General features: G+C 53.7%; 26 protein-coding genes. 13 read left to right on the top strand and 13 right to left on the bottom strand.

The window, feature by feature from the left end; translation table 11 throughout:
- Window positions 1–14: 14 nt before the first annotated feature.
- A complete protein-coding gene (locus ACUTQW_RS01605; protein WP_020438773.1) occupies window positions 15–1,124 on the top strand; it encodes a PQQ-dependent sugar dehydrogenase in 1,110 nt (369 codons plus the stop codon).
- Between the two features lie 23 nt (window positions 1,125–1,147).
- Here ACUTQW_RS01605 and ACUTQW_RS01600 read toward each other — a convergent pair whose 3' ends face one another.
- The gene (locus tag ACUTQW_RS01600; RefSeq protein WP_004942485.1) at window positions 1,148–1,768 is read right to left on the bottom strand and encodes a glutathione S-transferase family protein; all 621 of its coding nucleotides are present in this window, start codon (window positions 1,766–1,768) and stop codon (window positions 1,148–1,150) included.
- A gap of 101 nt (window positions 1,769–1,869) precedes the next feature.
- Window positions 1,870–2,526: an HAD family hydrolase gene (locus tag ACUTQW_RS01595; RefSeq protein WP_004942490.1), complete on the bottom strand. Its 657-nt coding sequence runs from the start codon at window positions 2,524–2,526 to the stop codon at window positions 1,870–1,872.
- A gap of 295 nt (window positions 2,527–2,821) precedes the next feature.
- Between ACUTQW_RS01595 and ACUTQW_RS01590 the strand changes: the two genes are divergently transcribed.
- The gene (locus ACUTQW_RS01590) at window positions 2,822–3,844 is read left to right on the top strand and encodes an isopenicillin N synthase family dioxygenase (RefSeq protein ID WP_004942491.1); all 1,023 of its coding nucleotides are present in this window, start codon (window positions 2,822–2,824) and stop codon (window positions 3,842–3,844) included.
- 64 nt (window positions 3,845–3,908) lie between these two features.
- Here ACUTQW_RS01590 and ACUTQW_RS01585 read toward each other — a convergent pair whose 3' ends face one another.
- Together ACUTQW_RS01585 and ACUTQW_RS01580 are read right to left on the bottom strand one after the other, a co-directional pair.
- Entirely contained in the window at window positions 3,909–5,054 is a 1,146-nt protein-coding gene (locus ACUTQW_RS01585; RefSeq protein WP_445654780.1) for a trans-sulfuration enzyme family protein, read from the bottom strand.
- A gap of 13 nt (window positions 5,055–5,067) precedes the next feature.
- On the bottom strand, window positions 5,068–6,435 hold the full coding sequence (locus ACUTQW_RS01580) for a pyridoxal-phosphate dependent enzyme (RefSeq protein WP_006324452.1): 1,368 nt from the start codon (window positions 6,433–6,435) through the stop codon (window positions 5,068–5,070).
- A gap of 465 nt (window positions 6,436–6,900) precedes the next feature.
- Between ACUTQW_RS01580 and ACUTQW_RS01575 the strand changes: the two genes are divergently transcribed.
- The gene (locus tag ACUTQW_RS01575) at window positions 6,901–8,106 is read left to right on the top strand and encodes a serine hydrolase (protein ID WP_004942494.1); all 1,206 of its coding nucleotides are present in this window, start codon (window positions 6,901–6,903) and stop codon (window positions 8,104–8,106) included.
- Window positions 8,107–8,159: 53 nt separating this feature from the next.
- Here the strand turns inward: ACUTQW_RS01575 and ACUTQW_RS01570 are convergent, their stop codons facing one another.
- The 4 genes from ACUTQW_RS01570 to deoC all read right to left on the bottom strand — a co-directional run bounded on the left by ACUTQW_RS01570 (window position 8,160) and on the right by deoC (window position 13,476).
- Window positions 8,160–9,527 (bottom strand): L-serine ammonia-lyase, encoded by a 1,368-nt coding sequence (locus ACUTQW_RS01570; RefSeq protein ID WP_064798764.1) that lies wholly within the window; start codon window positions 9,525–9,527, stop codon window positions 8,160–8,162.
- Window positions 9,528–9,619: 92 nt separating this feature from the next.
- The gene (locus tag ACUTQW_RS01565) at window positions 9,620–10,915 is read right to left on the bottom strand and encodes an HAAAP family serine/threonine permease (protein ID WP_004942496.1); all 1,296 of its coding nucleotides are present in this window, start codon (window positions 10,913–10,915) and stop codon (window positions 9,620–9,622) included.
- A 969-nt stretch (window positions 10,916–11,884) separates the two neighbouring features.
- Window positions 11,885–12,649: a DNA-binding transcriptional repressor DeoR gene (gene deoR / locus ACUTQW_RS01560; protein ID WP_004942497.1), complete on the bottom strand. Its 765-nt coding sequence runs from the start codon at window positions 12,647–12,649 to the stop codon at window positions 11,885–11,887.
- A gap of 146 nt (window positions 12,650–12,795) precedes the next feature.
- Window positions 12,796–13,476 (bottom strand): deoxyribose-phosphate aldolase, encoded by a 681-nt coding sequence (gene deoC / locus ACUTQW_RS01555; RefSeq protein ID WP_004942500.1) that lies wholly within the window; start codon window positions 13,474–13,476, stop codon window positions 12,796–12,798.
- Window positions 13,477–13,702: 226 nt separating this feature from the next.
- On the opposite strand from deoC, the gene ACUTQW_RS01550 reads away from it, so the two are divergent.
- Entirely contained in the window at window positions 13,703–14,536 is an 834-nt protein-coding gene (locus tag ACUTQW_RS01550) for a hypothetical protein (RefSeq protein ID WP_004942502.1), read from the top strand.
- Window positions 14,537–14,572: 36 nt separating this feature from the next.
- Here ACUTQW_RS01550 and ybjG read toward each other — a convergent pair whose 3' ends face one another.
- Window positions 14,573–15,178: an undecaprenyl-diphosphate phosphatase gene (ybjG, locus tag ACUTQW_RS01545; protein ID WP_064798765.1), complete on the bottom strand. Its 606-nt coding sequence runs from the start codon at window positions 15,176–15,178 to the stop codon at window positions 14,573–14,575.
- A gap of 5 nt (window positions 15,179–15,183) precedes the next feature.
- The gene (locus ACUTQW_RS01540) at window positions 15,184–15,918 is read right to left on the bottom strand and encodes a phosphatase PAP2 family protein (RefSeq protein ID WP_064798766.1); all 735 of its coding nucleotides are present in this window, start codon (window positions 15,916–15,918) and stop codon (window positions 15,184–15,186) included.
- 152 nt (window positions 15,919–16,070) lie between these two features.
- Here ACUTQW_RS01540 and ACUTQW_RS01535 point away from each other — a divergent pair, with 152 nt between their 5' ends.
- From ACUTQW_RS01535 to ACUTQW_RS01505, 7 genes are all read left to right on the top strand, one after another.
- Complete coding sequence (locus ACUTQW_RS01535; protein ID WP_004942507.1) at window positions 16,071–16,919, top strand: 5'-methylthioadenosine/S-adenosylhomocysteine nucleosidase; 849 nt, start codon at window positions 16,071–16,073, stop codon at window positions 16,917–16,919.
- A gap of 140 nt (window positions 16,920–17,059) precedes the next feature.
- Entirely contained in the window at window positions 17,060–17,572 is a 513-nt protein-coding gene (gene eco / locus ACUTQW_RS01530) for a serine protease inhibitor ecotin (RefSeq protein WP_004942509.1), read from the top strand.
- A gap of 198 nt (window positions 17,573–17,770) precedes the next feature.
- On the top strand, window positions 17,771–18,739 hold the full coding sequence (locus ACUTQW_RS01525) for a threonine ammonia-lyase (protein ID WP_020438778.1): 969 nt from the start codon (window positions 17,771–17,773) through the stop codon (window positions 18,737–18,739).
- Window positions 18,740–18,833: 94 nt separating this feature from the next.
- A complete protein-coding gene (locus ACUTQW_RS01520) occupies window positions 18,834–19,070 on the top strand; it encodes a tail fiber assembly protein (RefSeq protein WP_269139600.1) in 237 nt (78 codons plus the stop codon).
- 188 nt (window positions 19,071–19,258) lie between these two features.
- Window positions 19,259–19,822, top strand: coding sequence for a DUF2975 domain-containing protein (locus tag ACUTQW_RS01515; RefSeq protein WP_073440286.1), 564 nt, complete (start codon window positions 19,259–19,261; stop codon window positions 19,820–19,822).
- Window positions 19,823–19,834: 12 nt separating this feature from the next.
- Window positions 19,835–20,065, top strand: coding sequence for a helix-turn-helix domain-containing protein (locus tag ACUTQW_RS01510; protein WP_006324462.1), 231 nt, complete (start codon window positions 19,835–19,837; stop codon window positions 20,063–20,065).
- A 181-nt stretch (window positions 20,066–20,246) separates the two neighbouring features.
- Entirely contained in the window at window positions 20,247–20,828 is a 582-nt protein-coding gene (locus ACUTQW_RS01505; RefSeq protein WP_445654779.1) for a hypothetical protein, read from the top strand.
- Between the two features lie 47 nt (window positions 20,829–20,875).
- On the opposite strand, the gene ACUTQW_RS01500 is transcribed toward ACUTQW_RS01505, so the two are convergent.
- From ACUTQW_RS01500 to ACUTQW_RS01490, 3 genes are all read right to left on the bottom strand, one after another.
- The gene (locus tag ACUTQW_RS01500) at window positions 20,876–21,910 is read right to left on the bottom strand and encodes a phage integrase (protein ID WP_445654778.1); all 1,035 of its coding nucleotides are present in this window, start codon (window positions 21,908–21,910) and stop codon (window positions 20,876–20,878) included.
- An 80-nt stretch (window positions 21,911–21,990) separates the two neighbouring features.
- Complete coding sequence (locus ACUTQW_RS01495; protein WP_445654777.1) at window positions 21,991–22,962, bottom strand: hypothetical protein; 972 nt, start codon at window positions 22,960–22,962, stop codon at window positions 21,991–21,993.
- Window positions 22,963–22,975: 13 nt separating this feature from the next.
- On the bottom strand, window positions 22,976–23,548 hold the full coding sequence (locus ACUTQW_RS01490; RefSeq protein ID WP_445654776.1) for a phage repressor protein CI: 573 nt from the start codon (window positions 23,546–23,548) through the stop codon (window positions 22,976–22,978).
- 140 nt (window positions 23,549–23,688) lie between these two features.
- Here ACUTQW_RS01490 and ACUTQW_RS01485 point away from each other — a divergent pair, with 140 nt between their 5' ends.
- Both ACUTQW_RS01485 and ACUTQW_RS01480 read left to right on the top strand, forming a co-directional pair.
- Window positions 23,689–23,919, top strand: coding sequence for a regulator (locus ACUTQW_RS01485; RefSeq protein ID WP_445654775.1), 231 nt, complete (start codon window positions 23,689–23,691; stop codon window positions 23,917–23,919).
- A gap of 29 nt (window positions 23,920–23,948) precedes the next feature.
- Complete coding sequence (locus ACUTQW_RS01480; protein WP_445654774.1) at window positions 23,949–24,458, top strand: phage regulatory CII family protein; 510 nt, start codon at window positions 23,949–23,951, stop codon at window positions 24,456–24,458.
- Window positions 24,459–24,467 lie beyond the last annotated feature (9 nt).

Here is a 24,467-nt window from a genome sequence, read left to right as displayed (position 1 = left end):
TCCAGGAGGATGCCATGCCCCGATTGACCATGATGGCCGGTTTGCTGTTATTCAGTGGCCTGCTGCAGGCCGCACCGGCGGTAACGCAGTTGCAAGACAAGCTGGAACACCCGTGGTCGCTGGCGTTTTTGCCCGGTGAACAAGGGATGTTAATTACCGAACGACCGGGGCGTTTGCGGTTATGGCAGCAGGGCAAAGGGCTGTCAGCGCCGATTACCGGCGTGCCGCAGGTGTATGCCGAAGGGCAGGGTGGCCTGTTGGAAGTGCTGTTGGCGCCAGATTTTGCCGACAGCCGTCGGGTTTATCTCAGCTTTGCCGAAGCGGGTGATGACGGCAAGGCGGGCACCGCAGTGGGCTATGGGCGGCTGAGCGCCGACAACCGGCGGCTGGACGGTTTCAAGGTGATTTTCCGCCAGCAGCCGAAGCTGTCGGTCGGCAACCATTTTGGCGGCAAGTTGGCGTTCGATCGTCGGGGCTATCTGTTTATCGCGTTGGGTGAAAATAACCAACGGCCGACGGCGCAGGATTTGGACAAGCTGCAAGGTAAGGTGGTGCGCTTAACTGCCGACGGCGCGGTACCGCCGGATAATCCGTTTGTCGGCCAGGCCGGCAAGCGGCCGGAAATCTGGTCTTATGGTCACCGTAACCCGCAAGGACTGGCGCTGAACCCGTGGAGCGGAGCGCTCTGGGAGCACGAGCACGGCCCGCGCGGCGGCGATGAGATCAATCTTCCTCGGGCGGGCAAAAACTACGGCTGGCCTATCGCCACCTACGGCATCAATTACTCCGGTTTGGCGATCCCGGAGGCGAAAGGGCAGAAAGTGGCCGGCACCGAACAGCCGTTGCATTATTGGCAAGTCTCGCCGGGCATCAGCGGCATGGCGTTTTACAACGGCAGCCGTTTCCCGGAATGGCAGGGCTCGCTGTTTATCGGTGCGCTGGCGCAGGAGGCATTGATTCGTTTGACGTTGCAGGGCGACAAGGTGATCGCCGAACAGCGGTTGCTGGAGGATCGAGGGGAAAGGATCCGCGAGGTACGGACAGGGCCGGATGGCTATATTTATCTGTTAACCGATGCGGATAACGGCAAGCTGTTGCGTGTCGGGCTGACGGAGAAATCATAGCGCCCCAACGGGGCGCGCAACACTCAGGTTAACTCGCTCATCACGGCGCGTTGATAGGCCGGGCGTTCGGTCAACCGTTGGTACCAGCGCTCCATGTTCGGGCGCGGACGGCGCTCAATCGGCATGGAGAACCAGGCGTAAGCAAAGCTGCCGAGCGGAATGTCGCCGAAACCGAAGGCTTCGCCGGACAGATAAGGCTGGCTGCCCAGAGTGGCTTCCACCACGTCGAAGTGTTTTTCCAGCGTGGCGATCGCCGCTTCGATTTTCGCCATGTCGCGCAGTTCTGGTTTAGTGCGCACCAGTCCCCAGAACACGATGGAGAAGGACGCGACGATAGTGGAGGTTGTCCAGTCCATCCACTTCTCTGCGCTGGCTCGCGCCTGCAGATCCTGCGGGTAGAACGGCTCGCTGCCAAACTTCGCCGCCAGATAACGCACGATGGTATTCGATTCCCAGAGCACGAAGTCATCGTCTTGCAGCAACGGCACCAGGCCATTCGGGTTTAACGAACGATAGAGCTCTTCGTTCACCTTACCGAATGCGCCGCCGGCATTGATATGGGTGTAGCTTAACTCCAGCTCTGCGGCGCACCACAGCACTTTTCTGACATTATTTGAATTCTCACGACCCCAGATGGTCAGCATAGAGCCCCTCTTTAAGCTTCAGCGGATTAACAAACCTAAGTGATTATTCTTACGCCACAATTTGGGTTTTGTCACATCCGGATGGCATTTTTTGCCCGCTTTCAGCGTTCCCAGCGGCACACTTCCCAGCCGTGTTCGACAGCCAACGCATGCAGATCGCTGTCTGGGTTAATCACCGTAGCGCTGTCGACATATTCCAGCATCGCCTTGTCGTTCAGCGAGTCGCTGTAACCGTGGCTGTGTTCGAAGCTCAGCTCCGGGTGTTCCGCCAGCCACTGCTTCAGGCGGATCACCTTGCCTTTTTGGTAGGTCATGGTGCCGTAGGTGTCACCGGTGAAGCGTCCGTCTTCAATGGAGACGCCAATCGCCAGCGCACCGTCGGCACCGAGCTGTTCGGCTATCGGCGCGACCAGATGTTCGCCGGTGGCGGAAATGACCAGAATGCAGTCGCCGCGCTCGCGGTGCCACAGCAATCGCTCACGTGCAGCGGGATAAACCCGCGGCAGGATATCACGTCGGATATAGCGCTGTACCCAACCGGCCACCGTCTGGGTGCTTAAGCCGGTCAGCGGCGTCAGGGTGGCCTGCATGTAGTCCTCCATTGACAGCTTGCCCTGGTAATAGAGCTGCATCAGCTGTTGTTCCTGCTGTTCCAGTTCCGCCGGCGCGAACCCTTCCGCCACCAGCCAACGGATCCACAGGCTGGCGCTGTCATCATCAATCAGGGTCTCATCCAGGTCGAACAAGGCTAAATCCATCAGTATTTCTCCGGCAGGCAGGGAGGGAAACGGGGGGTTGAATACAACAATAGCGGATACCCTATGCCGCCAGCCAGTGGCGGCGACGAAATTGCGCAGAGCATAAGAAACATTGATGACGGTTTTACGTCATTTTGTTGAACCTTTGCATATCTTAGAACGCAACAATATTGGCTCGCCCGTCAGACTGGGTGGTAACTATAGGGGCATACGCAGGCCATTCAGGAGCTGAAAATGTTGATAATTCGCCTTTATACCGGCCCGGTTTTTGTTGGGGATGACGAGGAACAGGACAATGACACCACCACTGACGCTGAAGACGCTGCCGCTGTTGGATCTTTCGCAGCTTGACGGTGATGCGCAGCAGCGGCAGGCGTTTCTCGACGGCTTGCGTGCGGCGGCGCGTGACGTAGGTTTCTTTTATCTGCGCGGACACGGCGTCGATACCCGGTTGAATGCGCAATTGCAGCAGCGGGCAAGGCAATTTTTCGCGTTACCGGAAGCGGACAAGCTGGCTGTGCAGATGGTTCATTCGCCGCACTTTCGCGGCTATAACCGTGCGGCAGCGGAGTTGACGCGTGGCCAGCCGGACTGGCGCGAGCAGTTTGATATCGGCGCGGAACGCCCGGCGTTGCAACTGGCCGAAGAAACGCCGCGCTGGGCACGATTGCAGGGGCCGAATCAATGGCCAGAGGCGCTGCCCGAGCTGAAACCGCTGCTGTTGCAATGGCAGCAAGCGATGACCGGCATGTCGTTGCGGTTACTGCGCGCTTTTGCGCTGGCGCTTTCGTTGCCGGAGCAGGCGTTTGACCCGCTCTACGGCGAGAAGCCGAATGAACACATCAAGCTGATCCGTTACCCGGGGCGCGAAGCGACCGCCAGTGGGCAGGGGGTGGGTGCCCATAAGGATTCCGGTTTCCTCAGCTTCCTGCTGCAAGACCGGCAAAAAGGTTTGCAGGTCGAAGTCAGCGAAGGGAACTGGGTCGACGCCGAGCCGCGCGAGGAGACCTTCGTGGTCAACATCGGCGAGCTGCTGGAACTGGCGACCAACGGTTATTTGCGCGCTACGGTGCATCGGGTGGAGACGCCGCCGGCGGGAAGCGACAGGCTGTCGATCGCTTTCTTCCTGGGGGCGCGGTTAGACGCCGTGGTGCCGTTGTATCAACTGCCTGCGCAACTGGCGGCAGAGGCGCGCGGCCCGGCCAGCGATCCGCATAACCCGCTGTTCCGCGACGTGGGCTTTAACTATCTGAAGGGGCGGATCCGCTCCCACCCCGATGTGGCGCAGCGCCACTATCAGGATGTCGTCGGCGTTTGACTGCGGATAACAAAAAGGCCTGGCGGTAAGCCAGGCCTTTTTATCTCATGTTCATGACGGGGGATTATTCCGCCAGCGCCTGTTGCAGATCGGCGATCAAATCTTCCACATCCTCAATCCCCACCGACAGGCGCAGCAACTGCGGCGTGATGCCGGTTTTTAGCCGCTGCTCCAGCGGGATCGACGCATGGGTCATGCTGAATGGCTGGCTGATCAGGCTTTCAACGCCGCCCAGGCTTTCCGCCAGGGTGAACAGTTGCGAACGCTTGATAACCCTGCGCGCAAAGGCGTCATCACCTTTCAGCCGGACCGAAATCATGCCCCCGAAGCTGCTCATTTGCTTTGCCGCCAGCGCGTGCTGCGGGTGGCTCGGCAGGCCTGGGTAATAAACATCCTCCACCTGCGGCTGGGTTTCCAGCCACTGGGCGATACGCAAGGCGCTGTTGCTGTGGCGCTCCATGCGCAACGCCAGCGTACGGATACCGCGCAGCGTCAGGAAGCTGCTGAACGGATCGAGGATGCCGCCCACCGCGTTTTGCAGGAAGCCCAGTTGTTCCACCAGCGCCGCGTTATCACCCACGGCAGCGACTCCGGCCACCACGTCGGAATGCCCATTAAGGTATTTGGTGGCGGAATGCACCACCACATCGAACCCCAGCTCCAGCGGCCGCTGAATATACGGCGAGGCGAAAGTGTTGTCCGCCACGCTGATCAACCCGTGTTTTTTGGCGATAGCGGCAATGGCGCTCAGATCGGCCAGCTTCAACAGCGGGTTGGTGGGCGTTTCTACCCAGATCATTTTGGTTTCCGGCTCGATCGCCTGTTCCAGCGCGGCAATGTCCGCCGGGGAAACATAGGTGACGCGTAAACCGGCGGTACGGCTGCGCACCTTTTCCAGCAGGCGGTAGGTGCCGCCGTACAGATCGTCGACCGCCACCAGATGGCTGCCCTGATCGAGCAGCTCCAGTACCGTTGAGCAGGCCGCAAGGCCGGAGGCAAAGGCGTAGCCGCGGCTGCCGCCTTCCAGCTCGGCGATGGCGCTTTCGAGCGCGGTGCGCGTCGGGTTGGCGCTGCGTGAATATTCATAGCCGGTGTGCTCGCCCGGCGCCGGTTGGGCGTAGGTCGAGGTGGCGTAGATAGCCGGCATCACTGCGCCGGTGGCGTCCGGGGTGTATCCGGCATGAACGGTCAACGTATCGAACTTGGCCATACAATAATCCTTATTAACGTAATTTTTGGCGCCAGGCGTTAAGCACGTCTGTCCGGGTAATCAGGCCGAGGAAGCGCTCGCCGTCGAGCACCACCGCAACGTGGCCGTGATTGAAGGTGGCGAGCAAATCCTGATAGCTGGCCTCTTTTTGCAAGGTGTTGACCGACTGGGTCATGGCGCGGGTGGCCGGCAGACTAAAGTGGCTGGCGTCCGCCTGAACCGCATTGAGCAGGTCCCACTCATCGATCAGGCCGACCACGCGATCGCCCTCCAATACCGGCAGTTGCGAAATGTCATACAGCCGCATGCGGGCATGAACGATCGCCAGAGTATCTTCCGGCGCGACCGACACCGCTGCGCCCTCGTCGTGACGGTAGGCGATCAGATCGCGCAGATCGTCGTGCTGCGGTTTGCTCAACAGGCCCTGTTCCAGCATCCAGTGATCGTTATACATTTTGGACAGGTATTTGTTGCCGCTGTCGCAAACGAAGGTGACCACGCGTTTTGGTTCGGTCTGCGCCCGGCAATAGCGCAGCGCGGCGGCTAAAAGGGTGCCGGTGGATGAACCGGCCAGCACGCCTTCTTTGCGCAGCAGATCGCGCGCGGTGGTGAAGGCTTCGGCATCACCGATGCGGTAAGCGTTACGCACCTGATTGAAGTTGCTCAGCGGCGGAATGAAATCTTCGCCGATGCCTTCCACCAGCCAACTGCCGGCTTCGCCGATCTGGCCGTTATCGAGATAGTCCGCCAGGATCGAGCCGGCAGGGTCGGCCAACACAAACTCGGTTTGCGGCGATACGTCGGCAAAATACTGGCTCAGGCCGCCCAGGGTACCGCCTGAACCGACCCCGACCACGATGGCATCCACCCGATTCTCCATCTGCTGCCACAGTTCAGGCGCAGTGGTGCGGGTATGGGCCGCAGGGTTGGCCGGATTGTTGAACTGATCGATATAGAAAGCGCCGGGGATCTCATTCGCCAGCCGTTTGGCGTAATCCTGATAGTAAGCCGGGTGGCCTTTGCCCACGTCCGAACGCGTCAGCACCACCTCAACCCCCAGCGCACGCAGATGGAAAATCTTCTCGCGGCTCATTTTGTCCGGCACCACCAGCAGCAGTTTATAGCCCTTCAGGGCCGCCACCAGCGCCAGCCCCAGGCCGGTATTGCCGGCGGTGGCTTCAATGATGGTGCCACCGGGTTGCAGGCTGCCGTCGCGCTCGGCCTGCTCGATCATCGACAGCGCCACGCGATCCTTGATCGAGCCGCCGGGGTTTTGGTTTTCCAGTTTGACGAACAGCCGGCAGGGGCCGGTATCGAACTGGGTCAGTTCCAGCATCGGGGTATTGCCGATCATGTCGATGACGGAGTGCGGTATTGCCATGGGTAATCTCCAGGATAATTCGGTTTAAAAACCGTTATCTGGATGATAGCGCTGTGAATAAGCGCATTAAAAAGAACAAATAACCGTTCAATATGCATTTTTGGAATATATTAGTCTGATTTGGACGTATGGATGCGCAGATGTTCAGCGGTTCAGATGTGCAGCCGTATAGCCGTTAGTGGTATAAGAAAACATCGTATGGCTGGCTTTTCATCCAAATTGCGCGACAGAGCGTACAGTTATGTAAAAATGATGAAAATTCATGCTAAACCCTGCAAAAATAAGATAAATCTAATAAACTCACAGCAAGGGCATTTTTGGTGCGCCGCTCACCCGTTGGGGGGCCGCAGGGAGTCTGCGGTTGGCAAACGCGCGCCGAGCCACTCTCGCTGGTTGGCTGAAAACGTGAACATGTTTGAAAGTTAACGCTATTTCAATGATTTGAATGGACACTCTGGCGACGTCATGATGAAAAAAAACTTATCCACCTCCCTGAAGAAATTGACCTTTAGCGTCAGCATTTTGTTGCTGGCTACGCCTGCAATCCAGGCAGCCGAAGCGCCGGCGGCCCCGCAGGTTGACGCCAAGGCGTTTGTGCTGATGGATTACAACAGCGGCAAAATCCTGACGGAGGGCAATGCCGATACGCGTCTCGATCCCGCCAGCCTGACCAAGATCATGTCCAGCTATGTGATCGGCCAGGCCATCAAGGCCGGCAAGATCAAACCGGAGGATATGGTGACCGTCGGTAAGGACGCCTGGGCAACCGGCAACCCGGCGCTGCGCGGCTCTTCGCTGATGTTTATCAAACCGGGCGATCAGGTGCCGGTAATGGAACTGAACAAAGGCATCGTCATTCAGTCGGGCAATGATGCCAGCATCGCATTGGCCGATTATGTGGCGGGCAGCCAGGATTCGTTCGTCGGTCTGATGAACAACTACGCCAAATCACTGGGCCTGCAGAATACCCATTTCCTGACGGTGCATGGCCTGGATGCGGAAGGGCAGTACAGCACCGCGCGCGATATGGCATTGCTGAGCCAGGCGCTAATCCGCGACGTGCCTGTTGAGTACGCGCTGCATAAAGAAAAAGAGTTCACCTTCAACAAGATCCGCCAGGTTAACCGCAACCGCCTGCTGTGGAGTTCCAACCTGAATGTCGACGGCATCAAAACCGGCTACACCGGCGGCGCCGGCCATAACCTGGTGGCATCCGCGACCGACGGCCCGATGCGCCTGATCTCGGTGGTGCTGGGTGCGCCGAGCGACCGTATTCGTTTCAGCGAAAGTGAAAAACTGCTGACCTGGGGTTTCCGCTTCTACGAAACCGCCACGCCGATTAAAACCGACAAGCCGTTTGTGACTCAGCGCGTGTGGTTCGGTGAAATCAACGACGTGCCGCTGGGCGTCGCCAAAGATGCGGCGGTCACTATCCCGAAAGGGCAGATGAAAAATCTGAAAGCCAGTTACAAACTGAATCAGCCAACGCTGGAAGCGCCGCTGGCGAAAAACCAGGTGGTGGGCACCATTGATTTCCAGCTTGACGGTAAAACCATTGAACAATACCCGCTGGTGGTGATGCAGGAAGTGAAAGAAGGCAACTTCTTCAGCCGCATTTGGGACATGGTGATGATGAAGCTGAGCCAGTGGTTCGGCAGCGTTTTCGGTTAACGGCAATAATAATGAAAGAGGGCGCAATGGATAACATTGCGCCCTCGCTTTTATCAGTTACAGGCCACAACCTTGATCGCCAGGCCACCTTGCGAGGTTTCGCGGTACTTGGCGTTCATGTCTTTGCCCGTCTCATACATGGTTTCAATCACCTTATCCAGGCACACGCGCGGCTCGCTGGTGCGGCGCAGCGCCATGCGTGCGGCGTTGACCGCCTTCACCGCAGAAATCGCGTTACGTTCGATACAAGGCACCTGAACCTGGCCGGCCAGCGGATCGCAGGTCAACCCCAGATGGTGCTCCATGGCGATCTCCGCCGCGATGCAAACCTGTGCCGGGCTACCGCCCATCAGCTCCGCCAATCCCGCCGCCGCCATTGAGCAGGCGACGCCCACTTCCCCCTGGCAACCCACTTCTGCACCGGAAATCGACGCGTTCATCTTGTACAGCGCGCCAATCACGCCGGAAGCCAGGAAATAACGGGTATAGGAATTCGGATTCACCGGGCGAATAAACTGGTCGTAATAGGCCAGCACCGCCGGGATAATGCCGCAGGCACCGTTGGTCGGCGCAGTCACCACGCGGCCGCCAGCGGCGTTCTCTTCGTTCACGGCGAAGGCGAACATGTTGATCCAGTCAACCACGTTCATCGGGTCGATATTGTTCTTGTCGCCGGTGACCAACATGCGGCGCAGGGCGGCGGCGCGGCGCTGGACTTTCATCGGGCCGGGCAACAGGCCTTCGCTGTTCATGCCGCGTTCGATGCCGGCGCGCATCACCTGCCAGACGTCGGCGAAATGGGCGTCGATCTCGGCCTTGCTGTGCAGCGCCAGCTCGTTTTGCATCACCATGCCGGATAGCGACAGGCCTGAATCCTTGCAGTGTTGCTGCAGGTCACGCGCCGATCGGAACGGGTAGGGCACCTGAACCTGATTTGTCGCGGGTTGGCCGAAATGTTCTTCATCGACGATAAAGCCGCCGCCGGTCGAGTAATAGGTTTTACTGTGCAGCAGTTGCTCGCCGCCAAAGGCGCGAATGCGCATGCCATTTTCGTGCAGCGGCAGATTATCGCTGTGGAAGTTCATGCCGCCTTGCAACGGGAAATCCACCTCATGGCGGCCGTTAGCCAGCAGCAGGCGGCCACGGTGTTCAACGTCGCGAATAAAACCGGCGATGCCGTCAATGTCCACGTCATGCGGCAGGTTGCCCGCCAGCCCCATGATAATCGCGATGTCGGTGTGGTGACCCTTGCCGGTCAGCGACAGCGAACCGTACACATCCACTACCACGCGGGTGGTATCCATCAACTGTTGATGGGCAATCAAATCATCGGTGAACAGCTTGCCGGCTTTCATCGGGCCGACGGTGTGGGAGCTCGATGGACCGATACCAATTTTGAAAATATCGAAAACGCTGACCATGGTCTCGCCTCCTTCTTCAGGTGTTAGGCGTTAGTGCAGTAAAGGGGGCCGTGCTGAGAGAAGCCGGCGCACGGGGCGCCGGCGGAGCTTGATTAGAGGCTGTACAAGATAGCGGAGATGGCAATCAGGCCCATCACTACGACGAATACGTTGCTGATGTGGCCGCTGTATTTGCGCATTGCAGGCACTTTGCGGATAGCGTACATCGGCATCAGGAACAGCAGCATGGCGATGATTGGGCCACCCATGTTTTCGATCATACCCAGGATGCTTGGGTTCAGGGTCGCAACAATCCAGGTGGTGACCAGCATGAAGATGGCAGTGATGCGGTTCAGCTTGTTGGTGCTGATGGTTTTGCCACGGCTCTTCATCGATTTGGCAATCAGGCCGTTAAAACCTTCACGTGCGCCCAGGTAGTGGCCGAGGAACGACTTGGTGATGGCGATAAAGGCGATAACCGGTGCGATGTAAGCGATCATCGGGTTGTTAAAGTGGTTGGCCAGGTAAGACAGAATCGAGATGTTCTGCGCCTTGGCTTCCGCCAGATTCTCCGGAGACAGGCTCAGTACGCAGCTGAACACGAAGAACATGACGGTCAGCACCATCATGATGTGAGCGTAACCCAGAATGCGAGAACACTTTTTCTCGGCAACTTCCTGGCCATACTCTTCACGCTTGGCTACGGCAAAGGCGGAGATGATCGGCGAATGGTTAAAGGAGAACACCATGACCGGGATCGCCAGCCACAGGGTAATCACCAGACCGTGGCCCATGCCGGTGCCTGCACCGGAAAGAGAGACGTTCTCGAAGATGGCGCCGGTCCAGTTCGGGATCAAATACACGGCCAGCAGCATCAGCACGGCGACAAACGGGAACACCAGGATGCTCATGGTTTTCACGATGGCTTGCTCACCGAAACGCACGATGGTCATCAAGCCGACGATCAGAATCAGCGACAGAATGGCGCGCGGTGGCGAGGTCATGCCCAATTGGTGGGTAATGAAGCTGTCGACGGTATTGGTGATCGCCACGCTGTAAACCAGCAAGATTGGGTAGATAGCGAAGAAGTAGAGCAGGGTGATCAGCTTACCGGCGCTGATGCCGAAGTGTTCTTCAACGACTTCGGTGATGTCTTCACCGGCATTTTTGCCGGAGAGGACGAAACGGCACAGGCCACGGTGGGCGAAGAAGGTCATCGGGAAAGCAATGATGGCCATGATGATCAAAGGAATCAAACCGCCGATGCCGGCGTTAATTGGCAGGAACAAAACGCCCGCGCCGATGGCGGTGCCATACAGGCCCAACATCCACATGGTGTCCGTTTTACGCCAGGTACTGGTGGAGCCAGAAGCCGCAGAGGCAATAGTGCCGGTCTGTGTAGTGTCCATAAATATCTCCGAAGTGAACACGATAATTTAAAATTAAAGGCAAAACTTAAGGTTAAAACCGAATGGCGTAATTCAGATACGACATCGGTAAGAATCAGGTGTTGCTTGCGGGGATAACTGGCGTCCCCCTGGTTGTTTATTATGCTAATTATCTTTTTGCGCAGGCGTCGGATAACTAACCAAATGACGTTCCGCCGAATCAGGGCATTACATCGGTACTGCTGCCGGAAGGTCCGTGCCTGCCGATTTTGTTGGCGGCAAGATAACGATTTACAGTGGAAACAACCGTGATCATGCTCTCAAATGCGTAATGTGTGCGTGTAACTGCTTTTTTATTGGTTTTTCACGCATGTGTTGCGCAGTTGTGTAAGATTTCGCACTGAGAACGCTCTCAAGAGTCTTTCAATGTTTATTCGGTGCGAACAATATTTAACCAGATAAAACGCTGTTGTTGTCAGCAAGCCGAGCAATATATTTTAAGCGCAGGTTTGGATCTAGCTAAAAACCCGGATTAAGCAGTTTTAGTGACGCAGATCACATTGTATTTTTAAGTAAAATATCTATTAACTTAATGATTTTTATTTGTTTTGTTGGGAATATCCCGCTAATAACGCAGGTAAACTAGTTAACCGGATAGCGAATAAAAATGCTTAACCATTCATCATATAAATAAACTAATTTGGGCATATTTAGCGCGTTATGGTTGCATGTTTGTTGATATTTATCGCATCGACGTTGCCGCTATTTATCATATAAAAGCGCCATCAAGCCGAATGAATCGTCGATATTTCGTCGGATTTTGCTGAAGTGGGGGAATATACCTGATAGGTTGTTGCGCTTTATTAACCTGAATCTAGCGTACGGTTAAAAAAATAAATGCATCAACTGCGCATTATTTGTCCTGTTTGCGGCGGGGCTGAACCGAGCGATGAAGAGCACCGCCGGTCGCGGCCGACGGTAAGAGGCGGTTTAAAAACGAATGGCGATGGCGTTTTCGTTGAAAAAATCGACAAATAGCGGGTCGGGCTGACGGTCGGTAATCACCCGATCGAACTGGGTCAACGGGCCGATGCACGCAGGCTTGGTTTTACCGAACTTGCTGTGGTCGGCGACCAGGATCTTTTGCTGCGCCATCGCCATCGCCCGGTGCTTCATCTCCAGTTCGTCGAAGTTAAAACAGGTGGCGCCATGTTGGAGGCTCAGGCCGGCTGCGGAGATAAAGGCGATATTCGGGCAGATATGATCCAGCTCGTTGTGCCGGCCGACGGCGGTGAAAATATAGTTGTTCGGTTTGAATTCGCCGCCGCACAGGATCACTTTGCAGTTCGGTTTGTCCTGCAACGCCAGGAAGGTATTCAGCGAGTGGCACACCGCCGTGAAGGGCAATTCATCGGAAATAGCGTCGATAATCGCCGGGGTGGTGGTGCCGCAATCGAAAAATACCGTGTCGTTTTCACCGATCAGCGCAGCGGCGAGCAGGCCGATACGGCGCTTCTCCGTTACCTGCTTGGCTTTTTGATCGGAAACAAAATAGTGAGTCACGCCGTTACTGCGTGGATCGGCCACCACATAGCCGCCGAGCAACACCACGGCGGCCGGCTCCGCGCTGAGATCGCGGCGAATGGTCATTTCTGAAACGCCTAACAACACGGCGGCTTCTTTTAAGTGGATCTTGTCAGAGCGCTTTAACGCCTGCACTAACCGGTTGATACGTTCTTCGCGCCGCGTTTCCATCAGTCTGTCTTCCCACAGGGTTAATAGCCAATCTCTAGGGCCGAACACACAAATGCGGGGCAATACGCACTCAGCCTATTGGCTGGACGCATTGCCCCGCATCAGATTATCACGGCGTGCGCCCGGTATCGGGGCGCCTCAGGTTATCAGTAACTGCCGGCGGCAGCCTGATCACCGGAAACGATTGCTACGCCAGAGCTGGTACCGATACGAGTGGCACCTGCTTTGATCATCTTCTCGGCGGTTGCGCGATCGCGCACGGCGCCGGATGCTTTCACACCCATTTCACTGCCTACAGTGGCTCGCATCAGTTTAACGTGCTCTTCACGAGCGCCGCCGGTGCTGAAGCCGGTTGAGGTTTTGACGAAGGCCACATCGAGTTCGCGACACATTTCACAAACCTGAACGATCTGCGCATCGCTGAGCAGGCAGGTTTCCAATATTACCTTCAACGGGATCGCCGCGCAAACCTCGCGCACTGCGGCGATGTCGGCTTTGACTTCATCCAGCAGGCCGCTTTTCAGCCAACCTACGTTGATCACCATATCAATTTCCTGCGCGCCGGCCGCAATCGCCGCTTTAGCTTCGAAGGCTTTCGTTACGGTCAGGCCGGCACCCAGAGGGAAACCGATCACGGAACAAATTTTTACTTCGCTTTCTTGCAGCAGGTGCGCCGCCAGCGGTACGTACCCGGAGTTTACGCACACGGCGTAAAAATTGTGCTGCTGCGCTTCTTCACAGAGCTTGGCGATTTGCGCTTCGGTCGCGTCCATGGCCAGCAGGGTGTGATCGACATAACGGGCGTAATCAATGTTTTCGGTAGTCATCTCTATTCCTTATTGAGGTTTAAACAAAGCAGAATGTGAACAATGTTAGAATAATAACATTTCACTGACGGTAAACATAGCGCGATTTTAAAAATGACGCGGAGATCATCGTTTTTTGGGCTGTTAGGTGTATAACATAATGAATGATGTTATGTTATTTAAGTAACATTTAGAGTGCAAGCTGCGCGTTTACGAGCGAAACACCCAGGGGAAAAGGAGGAACATGATGATAAATCTGGCGCCTGAGCAGTTTGGGATGCAACCGGATGAAGTTTTCCGCAATGCGGATTTTGTGGTCACGGCTTTTACCTGTGAAGAGGGCGGCCAGGTGCTGACGCTGGCGAATCGCCGTGGCACTCTGACGGTATTGCCTTACCGCGGCCTGACGATTTGGGATGCCGAGTTTGACGGCTACTCGCTGAAATCGGGGCGTCGCAGCACCCGAGCGGGCAAGGGCAAACCGGTTGGCGGCGTTGCGTTTCATTCACCCTGGCCGCAGCAAGACAGTTTGTTGGCAGGCATGCAACGGATAGGGTTGCAGGTGGAAGGCGATACATTGGCGCTTTACGGTAGCGGAGAACTTTCTCACCCGCGTTGCCGGGTACGCCCGGCATTGCGTTTAACGGCGAACAGCGCGCAATTTGCCATCGAGATGCAAATCACCAACCTTGCCGATGAGCCGCTGCCGTTGAACTACGTTTGCCACCTTAACTATGGCTGCATTCCGGATGCGGTCTTCCGTCAGAATCTGCCGGCTCCGGCGTTGGCACCGCACGGGAACGTGGCCGAACAAGAGATGCTGTGCTCGGACGATCTGTCGCTGTATGTCGATCAGGCCGAGTTCTTTATGCTGGCGTCAAAGGGCAGGCGGTACGTAACACGGTTTTCTACCGCCCAGTTCAATTACGGCCTGCGCCCCATTACGCAACAAGGCAGCCAACGCTTGGTCAGGTTTGTTCAGCCGGCTACCTGCAGCCCATATACGCCCGGCGGGGCGGCGGTGAAGATGTTGGGGGGAGGAAAAATGCGGGAGTTTCGTGTCACCACCGGGGTGGTGTAATGGCAGGGACGGTGCCGCCCCTGCCGTTATGCGCGATTATTCTTTTACCCAGCCCCTGCGGATCGCGAAGGCGAACAGGAAATGGTACAGGCGCGTCAGTTTAGCGGCGATAGCATCGCCAAACAGGTTCCACACCAGTTGCGCGAACAAGCAGCCGACCAGGCCGAGCAGGAAACCGCCGACCATATCCAGCGGCCAGTGCACGCCAAGGTACACGCGTGACCAGGCGATGCCGGCCGCGACGATCAGCAATAAAATGCCGGACCAAACCCGATGCCAGAACAGGAAGGACAGGGCAAAGGTAAAGATGGCGGTGCCGTGATCGCTGGGGAATGAGCTGTCCGGCGCATGGGCCAGGAAGGTGAAGCCGATGCTGGCGACAAACGGCCGCTCGTGCGGCAACAACATGCCGATGGTGGCGGCAGAAAGCATGGCGAATAGCAGAGCAATCGTCGTCTTGGTCACCACTTCACGTTGCGATATCAGTTGGCTCTGCGGCCCCCACAGCCATAGCCCAACGATCAGCACAGGCACGATGGCGATCAGATCGCGCGCCAGGAAGGTCGCGACATCGATTAACCACTCGGGGGACGCCGGGGTCGCGTTGATCCAGGCGAAAAGAAGATAATTCAACTGCTCCATAATATTTACCTTGTCTTGCGGCGGAAATACCCGCTCACCATCCAATAAACAGCCAGTTGGCTGAGCCAAACCCACCAACCTGCCCACAGGTTATGGGTAAGAAAATGTGCGCCGCGCATGACCTGACCAAACCCCATCAGCATGCCGAGCATAATGCCGCCGAACCAGCACCAGTAAGCCAGGCACGGGCGTTGCGGATAAAACAGGAAAAACAGCGCCATCACCGAAAAACCGCTGGAAGCATGGCCGCCGGGGAAGCAACGGCCCGGCCCGGGTTCGGCCGGCACCGCGCCGAACAGCGGGTAGGACATCGCTTTACCGCCGTATTCGATCAGATCCCACGGGCACGAATGCGCGCTGGTGGCTTTGAGGATCCCGACCACCAACGGCCCGATGCCGATCAGCAGCATGGCGACGATCATGCGCGGGTTACGGCGGTAAATGCCATAAAACAGCGCCAGCACCGCACCGCTAATCACGCTGATTTTCAGCAAACGATGGTTGATCAGGTCCAGCCAGCGATCGTTTTGCCAGGGGAAATGGCCGCTGGCGGCGTCGAACCAGTAATTGCTGATTGCCCAATCCAGCTGTTCGTTGCGCGACAGCCAAAGGAACAATAACCCGCTGACTATCAACCCAAAAACCTGCCAAAGGTAAAAGGATGCCGGTAGGGAGTAAAGGGCGTTAGTCTGAATTTGTGGTGTCGTTGAGGATTGATTTAATGAAGGTTTTGGGTTCACGCGCAGGCTCGGTGGCAGTGAGGAATTATGTCACTGTAATAATTCTGTCTTAAGAAAACCTTAACCCTTCGGCAGGCCCGCGAGAAAGCGATAGGCGGGATTTCGCCTTTCGGCTAAGGTAACCCTTTGCTTTTTATCGGGACGCTGTGGTGATGACGAAAAAACTGAGCTTTATGCTGTTGGCCGCCTGTGGCGTGGCATTTTCCCCGTTAGCACTGGCGCAGCAAGGCCATGCAGCCGGGCCGATTGTGGTGCAAGGCGCAATGCCGGTGGAGGCGGAACGCTTCGCCCAACGCCTGGATAACCCGCGTGAGGAACAGATTGGCGGCTGGCGTTTCTGGCATGGCACCGTGGACGGTTATCCGGTGGTGGTATCTGAAACCCTGAAAGGCATGTCCAATGCAGCGGCGGCCACGGCGATTGCCGCCACCCGCTTCCAGCCGGTAGCGATCATCAACCAGGGAACCGCAGGCGGCCACGATCCGGCGCTCAAGGTCTACGATATCGTGTTGGGCAAATATTCGGTGAGCCTGGGGGCCTTTAAAACACCGAAGAAGGCGGCAGGGGAAGGCAGCGACTCACGGCAATGGCAACCCATGGACCTGCTGGCTTCGAAGGGCAGTGCGGGTGAGGATAAAAATGTCCACAGCATTCGCCAGTTCCCGGCAGACGCCAAACTGCTGGCGATAGCGGAGGGCGTTAAAGCAAGCTACACCCGGGGCAAGGTGGTTGAGGGCGTGATTGGCTCCGCCGACGTGTGGAACAGCGAACTGGACCGTATTAGCCATTTCCGGGCAAGCTATCACACCTCGGTTGAAGAGATGGAAACGGCTTCTGCGGCGCAGATCGCCGCTTCTTTCTCTATTCCGTTTATCGGCATCCGGGTGCTGTCCAACAATATTACCAATCAGGGCAAATACGACCCGCAAACCGGGCTGGCATGCCAGGACTATGTTTATCAGGTGGTGAAGGCCTATATCGCCAAAACCGCAATCCACTGAGGTTTTATCCCGACCAATGGCTGAAGATAGGTTTTTGTACCTGGACACTGGCTATTGTAAAGAAGATTAAACCTATAGCCAGGCTGGCGGCAGTGTATTAGTTTATGGCCGAAGCATCTTATAAATTGTAGGGATAAAACATGAACAAGGCATCCGTTGTATTTTCCGGCCTGCTGATGGCCGTTTCCGCCAGCGCTATTGCTGCCACCCCGGCCGCTGACGCCGATATCAGCAAACAGCCACTGGAAAAGATCGCGCCGTACCCGAAAGCGGAAAAAGGCATGAGCCGCCAGGTGATTTACCTGCCGAAGCAGGAGCAGGAAGAAAACTTCAAGGTTGAGCTGCTGATCGGGAAAACGCTGGAAGTGGACTGTAACCGCCACATGATGGGCGGCACGCTGGAGAGCAAAACCCTTTCCGGTTGGGGCTACGACTACCTGGTGCTGGATAAATTGTCTGCACCGGCCTCCACCATGATGGCCTGCCCGGACGGTGCCAAGCAGCAGAAGTTTATTGCCGCCAACCTGGGCGATGCCGCCATGCAGCGCTACAACAGCCGCCTGCCGATCGTGGTTTACGTGCCGAAGGACGTGGAAGTGAAATACCGCGTGTGGAAAGCCGAAGACACCCTGAGCAGCGCCGAACAAAAGTAATGCAGCACGGCTAGGCCATTACACGAAACGAACCCGTCTGGAGAGTGGATTGCGCAGTTGGCAATCGCCCGCAGGCGGGTTTTTTGTGGCTAAGACCGAATATGGACGCCTGTTGCAACCCTGCCCGCAGAACTCTATTCTCAGTCGGGATAGTTTGCCAAACACTTGATTCAACAACTTCTACCTGACTGGGCAAAAATGACAACATTAATTGAATTTAACGCGGTCGTCGCGGCGGCGGAACGGTTAGCAGGGAAGGTCATACGTACGCCAACCATTGCCGGAACGAGATTGGCCGAAAAGATTCAGAGACCGGTTTTCCTGAAGCTTGAAAATACCCAGCTTGGCGGTTCCTTTAAAGCGCGCGGAGTGCTCAACAAGTTCCTGAGCCTGAACGGCGATTTCAACGAGACCCGATTTGTCGCGGTGAGCGGCGGCAATTTTGGTATCGCCATTGCCGAGGCTGCGAAGATCTTTGGCGCCAACGTCACTATTATCATGCCCCCCAACGCGCCGGCGACCTCTGTCGATCGGGTCCGTGACCTCGGCAGTTCCGTCATCATCGAATCCGATGTCCACGCGGCATTTGAGCGCGCCAAAGTTATGGCTGACGAGGGATATGTCGTCATCGACGACTGCAACGATTCGCTGATAGCTGAAGGGCATGGAACCCTGGCGCTTGAGTTTATTGCCGATTGCCCGGAGTTAACCGACGTTTTCATTGCCGTGGGTGGCGGTGGAATGTTGGCAGGTGCGGCTACGGCGCTGAAGGCCATTAAGCCGGATATCCGAATCTGGGGCGTTGAGACCGGAGGTGCCAGTTCAATGCATCAGGCGTTGCGTGCCGGAAAGCCGGTAAATATTGATGTCACCTCGATCATCTCTACCCTTGGGGTACCGATTATTGATGAAATGATGCTGGCCCATGCTCAAGCCTATGCCGAGGATATAGTTGTTGTCTCGGATAAGGAGGCGATTGACGGCATGCTCGCCTTTGGCGAACAGGCAAAATTATGGGTTGAACTCGCCTCCGGGGCGCTTATACCCGCAGTCATTGCGACCGCACCCAGGTTGCCCTCTGATGCCGTCATCGGGATAGTGGTGTGCGGCGGGAATATCTCGCATCACGACATGGCCAAATGGGTGGCTTACTCGCAAGAGCAGTGATTTAGGTCCGCGGTTACGGTAACGGTGCCTGATAAAATCCGCAGCCTTCCCGTTTTCATCATCGGTATTCGGGGCCTCACGACCGTCTTCATTGGTGGGCCGTGCGGCTTCGCCCCATCTATTTTATGTTCGACGGCGCTCTGAGCAGTGCATCCGCATTGCATCAGCCGCCAGGATGATCGCGCCGCTACAGGATGCAATGGATTTGGATATAGCGAGCAAGACGGGGCAAGTTAGGTTGGACGAATGGAAAAGATACCCTGTGATGCTAAATCGCCTGGATATTTCAGACGCGCCTGGCATTGACTGGCCGTCAGCGCCCAGTAGCTAAAAAGGTGAATACCATGAAAGGCAGCACCAATAAGTCACTATCCTTACGGCTCGAAATTCAATCGCTGTCGAGTCAGTGGTCATCGTTATGCGGCAATAAATTATCGTAAAACGATAAAAAATTGTTGTTTAGTGATGTTTTGCGCGGTAGGATTCTTTCGTTTTCTACTCTTAAGAATCGAGGTCACTATGTCTACCGAACGGATTTCAATCCTGAGCCAGCGCATGGCCACAATCACACTTATGTTTCTAATCATAATCATATTACTGAATGTCGCTGGGTGGCTTTTCCCCGTTATGATTTCACGCGAAGGGGGGTATGGTTTCAGCTTCTCGCTTACGGCACAATTTGTTAAAGAAAGTGCAGCTGACTTGAGTTTATTCCCTTGGTGGCAAATTGCTGGGGCGATTATTCTGACCAGTATCCCGCTCCTGGCTCTCGCTTTTGGCCTTTACCATTTACGTTTGCTCTTTCAAACCTATGCTAAACGAGCTTACTTCTCTGCCACGGCCAGTATACATCTCGGGAAAACTGGCCGCTCAATTGCTATTTGGACTTTGCTAAATCTGATATGTGGCCCATTACTCAGTATCTGGGGAACGATGCGAGAGCCTTATGAACATAGAATGGTCACTTTCAGTTTCACACCGCAAGATGTTATGTCTTTATTTATCGCAGCTTGTGTCATGGTAATTGCACACATACTGAAGCAGGCCAGCGATCTACATGAAGAAAATCAGCAGTTTATTTAAGGTCATTTTGATATGTCGATTATCGTAAAGCTAGATGTGGTTTTAGCTAGTCGTAAAATTAAATCAAAAGATTTGGCTTCGGCCATTGGTATTACCGAGCAAAATCTTTCATTATTTAAACAGGGTAAAATAAAGGGATTGCGTTTCTCCACGTTAAATGCAATTTGCCACTATCTTGAATGTCAGCCCGGCGACATATTAATTTACTGTCAAGATGAGTTTTTTCACGAAGATTCAGTGTGAGACTTTCTATTTTAAGATGAAGAGCCTTTACGTTAGGTAAAGAGAAACTGCTCAATGAATGCGTGTCTCTGGTTGCATTTGAACCGTACGGGCGCATGCACAACGCATGAGACTGGAAGTGTAGAACGTTAATAAGAAAAAGCCCGCAGCAATGCGGGTTTTGTGTTTGCGGCTTTCTCTGATGTTGCCGCATTTCCTCAAAACCGCCCCGGTAGGTATCCCTGTTGTCTGGCCTGTCTTCCATCACCCAACGCGTGTTGTCTGTCGTGCCGGGCGGCATCATGCCTGCATCAACTCACTACGGGGCAAACTATCCATTGCTGGCCCTTCGCGCAGGAGTATTGATTTTCGCGGCTCACTCAATACCCGCCGGGATGAGCCTTATCATGACACCTCCCTGAGCGATATTGTGCAGAAGGTGGCGGCGCGTAATAAGCTCAACGCCACGCTGGCCGCAGGTTTAAGTACCATTAAGGTGAGCCATATTGACCAGACGCAAGAAACTGCTACGACGTTTATTACCCAGCTTGCCTCGCTCGATACCGCACCCAACAAGGAGCAATCAGGGATCACTTTGGATTTAACAAGAAGCCTGCGAAAGCAGGTTTTTTGTGTCCCGCAAAATGGCTGTCGCCACTTTGTCGCCATCAGCGAAACAGGGCCGTGCGGGAGGGCCCGTTTTGTAAGGGCGGAAGGTTACAGACAACAAAAAACCCGATTTCCTTACTACAATAATAAAATCAATAGGTTAGTTGATTTATAAGGAGTTTTTATATTGATAAAGGGTGAGGAAATACGGTGATTGCCAACCTATGCCGCCACTTTGTCGCCACTTGGCATCGTCGCCAATGGGTTGAATTGCAGGGCTGTTTCGAGGTGCTCTGGAGCAAGATGAGCATAGCGCATTGTCATCTTGATATCATGGTGGCCAAGGATGCGTTGCAGCACCAGAATGTTACCGCCAGACATCATAAAGTGTGCCGCAAAGGTATGGCGTAACACATGGGTAAGCTGACCTTTGGGCAACAGAATGTTGGTGCTCTCAAGTGCGGCCATAAAGCGGAAATAGCATTCGCTGAACAGTCGACCATCACCCCGTGCTTTCAACTTCTTGTACAGTGCCTTGCTGATCGGAACGCTGCGGTTCTTTTTGCCCTTGGTGCGAATGAATGTGATTTTATGCGGTGTTATCTGTGACCGGGTGAGGTTTTCTGCTTCTCGCCAGCGAGCGCCAGTACTGAGACACACCTCGACTATAAGAGGTAAATCAGAGTCGCTTCTGCTGCAGGCTGCTAACAGCTCTGTGATTTGTGTATGGGTCAGCCACGCCATTTCCTTCTCGGCAACAGTGAACTTGCGCATGTTCTCCAACGGATTGGGCTGGTTCCATTCGCCTAACCGGGCCAGTTCGCTGAACATGCCACTTAGATAACTTTGTTCAAGATTGACGGTTACAGGTTCAGCACCGTTCTTCCACTTTTCGGAAAAGTAGATCTCGCCAGACAAACGTTTATCACGGTAATGCGCGAAGTCTTTAGCTGTGAAGGTGGTCGCAGTGGGATCGCCTAGGGCTTCGATTATCATGCCTAATTTCTTGTAGGTGCGTTCGCCAGCAGTAAGCGATTGGCCGTGGAGGTTATACCAAAGCTTGGCGACTTCGCTCAGTTTACGGCGATCAATTGCTTCTCCTAGCCACGGCTTGGTATCTACCTGCTCTGTAGTGAAGCGCTCAAATGCGACTGCCTCACCTTTTGTCGCAAACTGCTTACGTACCCTGCGGCCATCGCGACCTGCAGGGTAAAACTCACATAACCACTTACCGGATGATTGTTTCCGAACTGCCATTGTGACCCCTCTTGAAATTGAGGGGTATTTAACTGTATATAATAACAGTGGTCAATGTTTGATTTTTACTAAGTCATACTTTATTCATTCGTTTTATCAGCGCTTTTAGTTGTTGCTGATGCTTTTGATAAAGCATTTTTTATGGTGTCTATATAGCTCAATGGGCTGGGGGGAGCGCTACTTTTACTTGAGAATGCGGTATCACCGGACATATTCCAATCTTTAAATACATGAATGGCATCTTCTTTACTTGCTGTTGAGCCATATATCTGCAGGAATAGTCGTCCGAATGTTAATGCATGTTGTCTATCTTTTCTAAGGATAGATTCATGGGTGTAGTTTCTGGCGTTAGAAAAGCTTATATAAGAAACCCATGATAGAAGGGCTATGCCTAGCCCTCCTCTGACAAATGTGTAGAGAATAACGGTAGGAGTCAGTTTTTGGTTGTCTAATATAGTATCTAAACCATAAAAGAAAGTACAAAATGCAGATGCTACTGCACATAAAGCCAATATTAAACCTGCAATAGACCAGTAGCGAGACATGTCAGAAAAAAATTTATCTGCCACGTCTAACTTTTGGCTCACATCCTTTACATAATCTGGTATTTTTTCGTCAATTCTATTTTGTTGGTGTTTGTTTTTTAGTTCTAAATTTTCCTTTTGTATTTCATTTGAATTTTCTTTTATTGTTTCATTTTCTGCGGCCAATATTTCAATTGTTTTTTTAAGGTTTTCATTTGTAATTATTAATTTTGTATTTGTTTTTTCAAGGTTGTTTATTCTCTTTGATACACCATCAATGTATCTTTTTTGATTCTCTTTTGTTTTGTAAAGATCATCTAGACTTAGGTCACTATTATTATTGCTTACATTTCTTATATGTTCATGTTCAATAAGTTCTAATAAATTATGAGCATAATCAAAATCGCCCCTATTTATTTTTTGCATAACGCTGTCGAATTCATCCGTTGTTAATGCGTTTTTTTTCCAAAGGTACTTTGCTTTCTCGAATAATTTTTTTTGAGGGGTTTCAGTATCATTATTATTCATGTTTTAATCCTTTTTATACTTTCTCGCAGATCATTACTATTCTTGCAACTACGTTTAAATCTGGAATAGGGCAGTCAAAAGTGTTTTTTTTGTCAGAAACGTGAACTCTATTGTTAGGAATGCGGGTCAACTCTCTAATACTGATATTGTTATCTATATTTATAATCCAGACGCCATCATAAATCTCATCATAAGCTTGAGTTGCGATATATTTAATCTCACCATCGATGACAACAAGTGGGTTCTTGATTTCTTCAGGGAGAAATCTTTTATCTAGTAATAGGGTTTCGCCGTCATGAAGCTGGCGACTTAGTAGTTTTTTGCTTGGTACAGCAAGTGCCGATGGTGCCGTAACAACGTTTTTCTCATGCATCTCACCTTGACCATAAGTTAACCACCGCAATGATGCTCCGGTATCAAGGGCGCATTTCAGAACATACTCCGCTGGGAACGAATCACGGACTTGTCGGTTAGAAAGAGCGCTGGCAGTAACACCTAATGCATCACATAAGGCAAGTTTTGTCTTGACCCCGTAGGCCTCAACCATCCTTTCGATAGCTGCTTTAGCACCCTGATTAAATTCCATACACCACCAAAACAAAGTAAATCTCGTTGACTAATCCGATTCGGAGTATTAAATTTACCTCGAAACGGAGTTTTTGGCGTTAAACACCATTAACCACCACTTAACGCGACCCGCCACAGGTCATCGGAGGATCTTGCACTATGCGTCAAAACATTTCAATCACGGTTCCTACACCGCACGTCACTATAGAAAAGTACTGTGAACTCACAGGGTTATCTAAAAATACCGTTGATGACATGCTCGCTGATGGGCGTCTGTCTTCATACCGTCATCGCTTAGGTACTGGTGCAAAACGAGAGAAAGTCCTGATCAATATGGTGAAGCTTACGCTTAATGCACTCTCGGAATGTGAATTTTCGGTAACGGTCTGAGATGTTGCCAGACGCAAAAGGGGAGAGGAATGTTTGATTTTGAAGTTTCGAAACATCCACATTTTGAGATGGCGTGTCGCCAGTTTGCGGTTCGGCAAAACCTTGTGCGCGTTGCTGAACAGATTGAAATGAAGCCGCAGATGCTGCGCAACAAGCTGAACCCAGAACAACCGCATCAGCTGAGTTGCACCGAACTGTTGGCAATCACTGATGCAACAGAAGATTCCAGCTTGGTAGATGCCTTGCTGGCACAGTTGAACTGTTTACCTTCAGTGCCAGTTAATGAGGCATGTGCTGGCAACATATCTACGTACGCGTTGAAAGCAACAGCGGCAGTAGGTTCAGTTGCGGCGGCGGCGGTAGAAGGCGATCACAAAACGGCATCTCGTAAATCCGCTCTACTCGATAGCGTTAACACGGCGATCCGTCATTTGTCGCTAATCGGCCTTACCGTTCAAAACCGTATCCAATCCACCCCGGCGCTAGCCTCTACCGTTGACGTGATCAGCGGGTTGAGTGCAGTTGCTGGTTTAAGTTGAGGTGATCAC

This window comes from Serratia sp. TSA_7 (genome assembly GCF_052692135.1).
The sequence above is the reverse complement of the archived record's forward strand: the minus strand, read 5'-3'. Positions and strand labels throughout refer to the sequence as shown.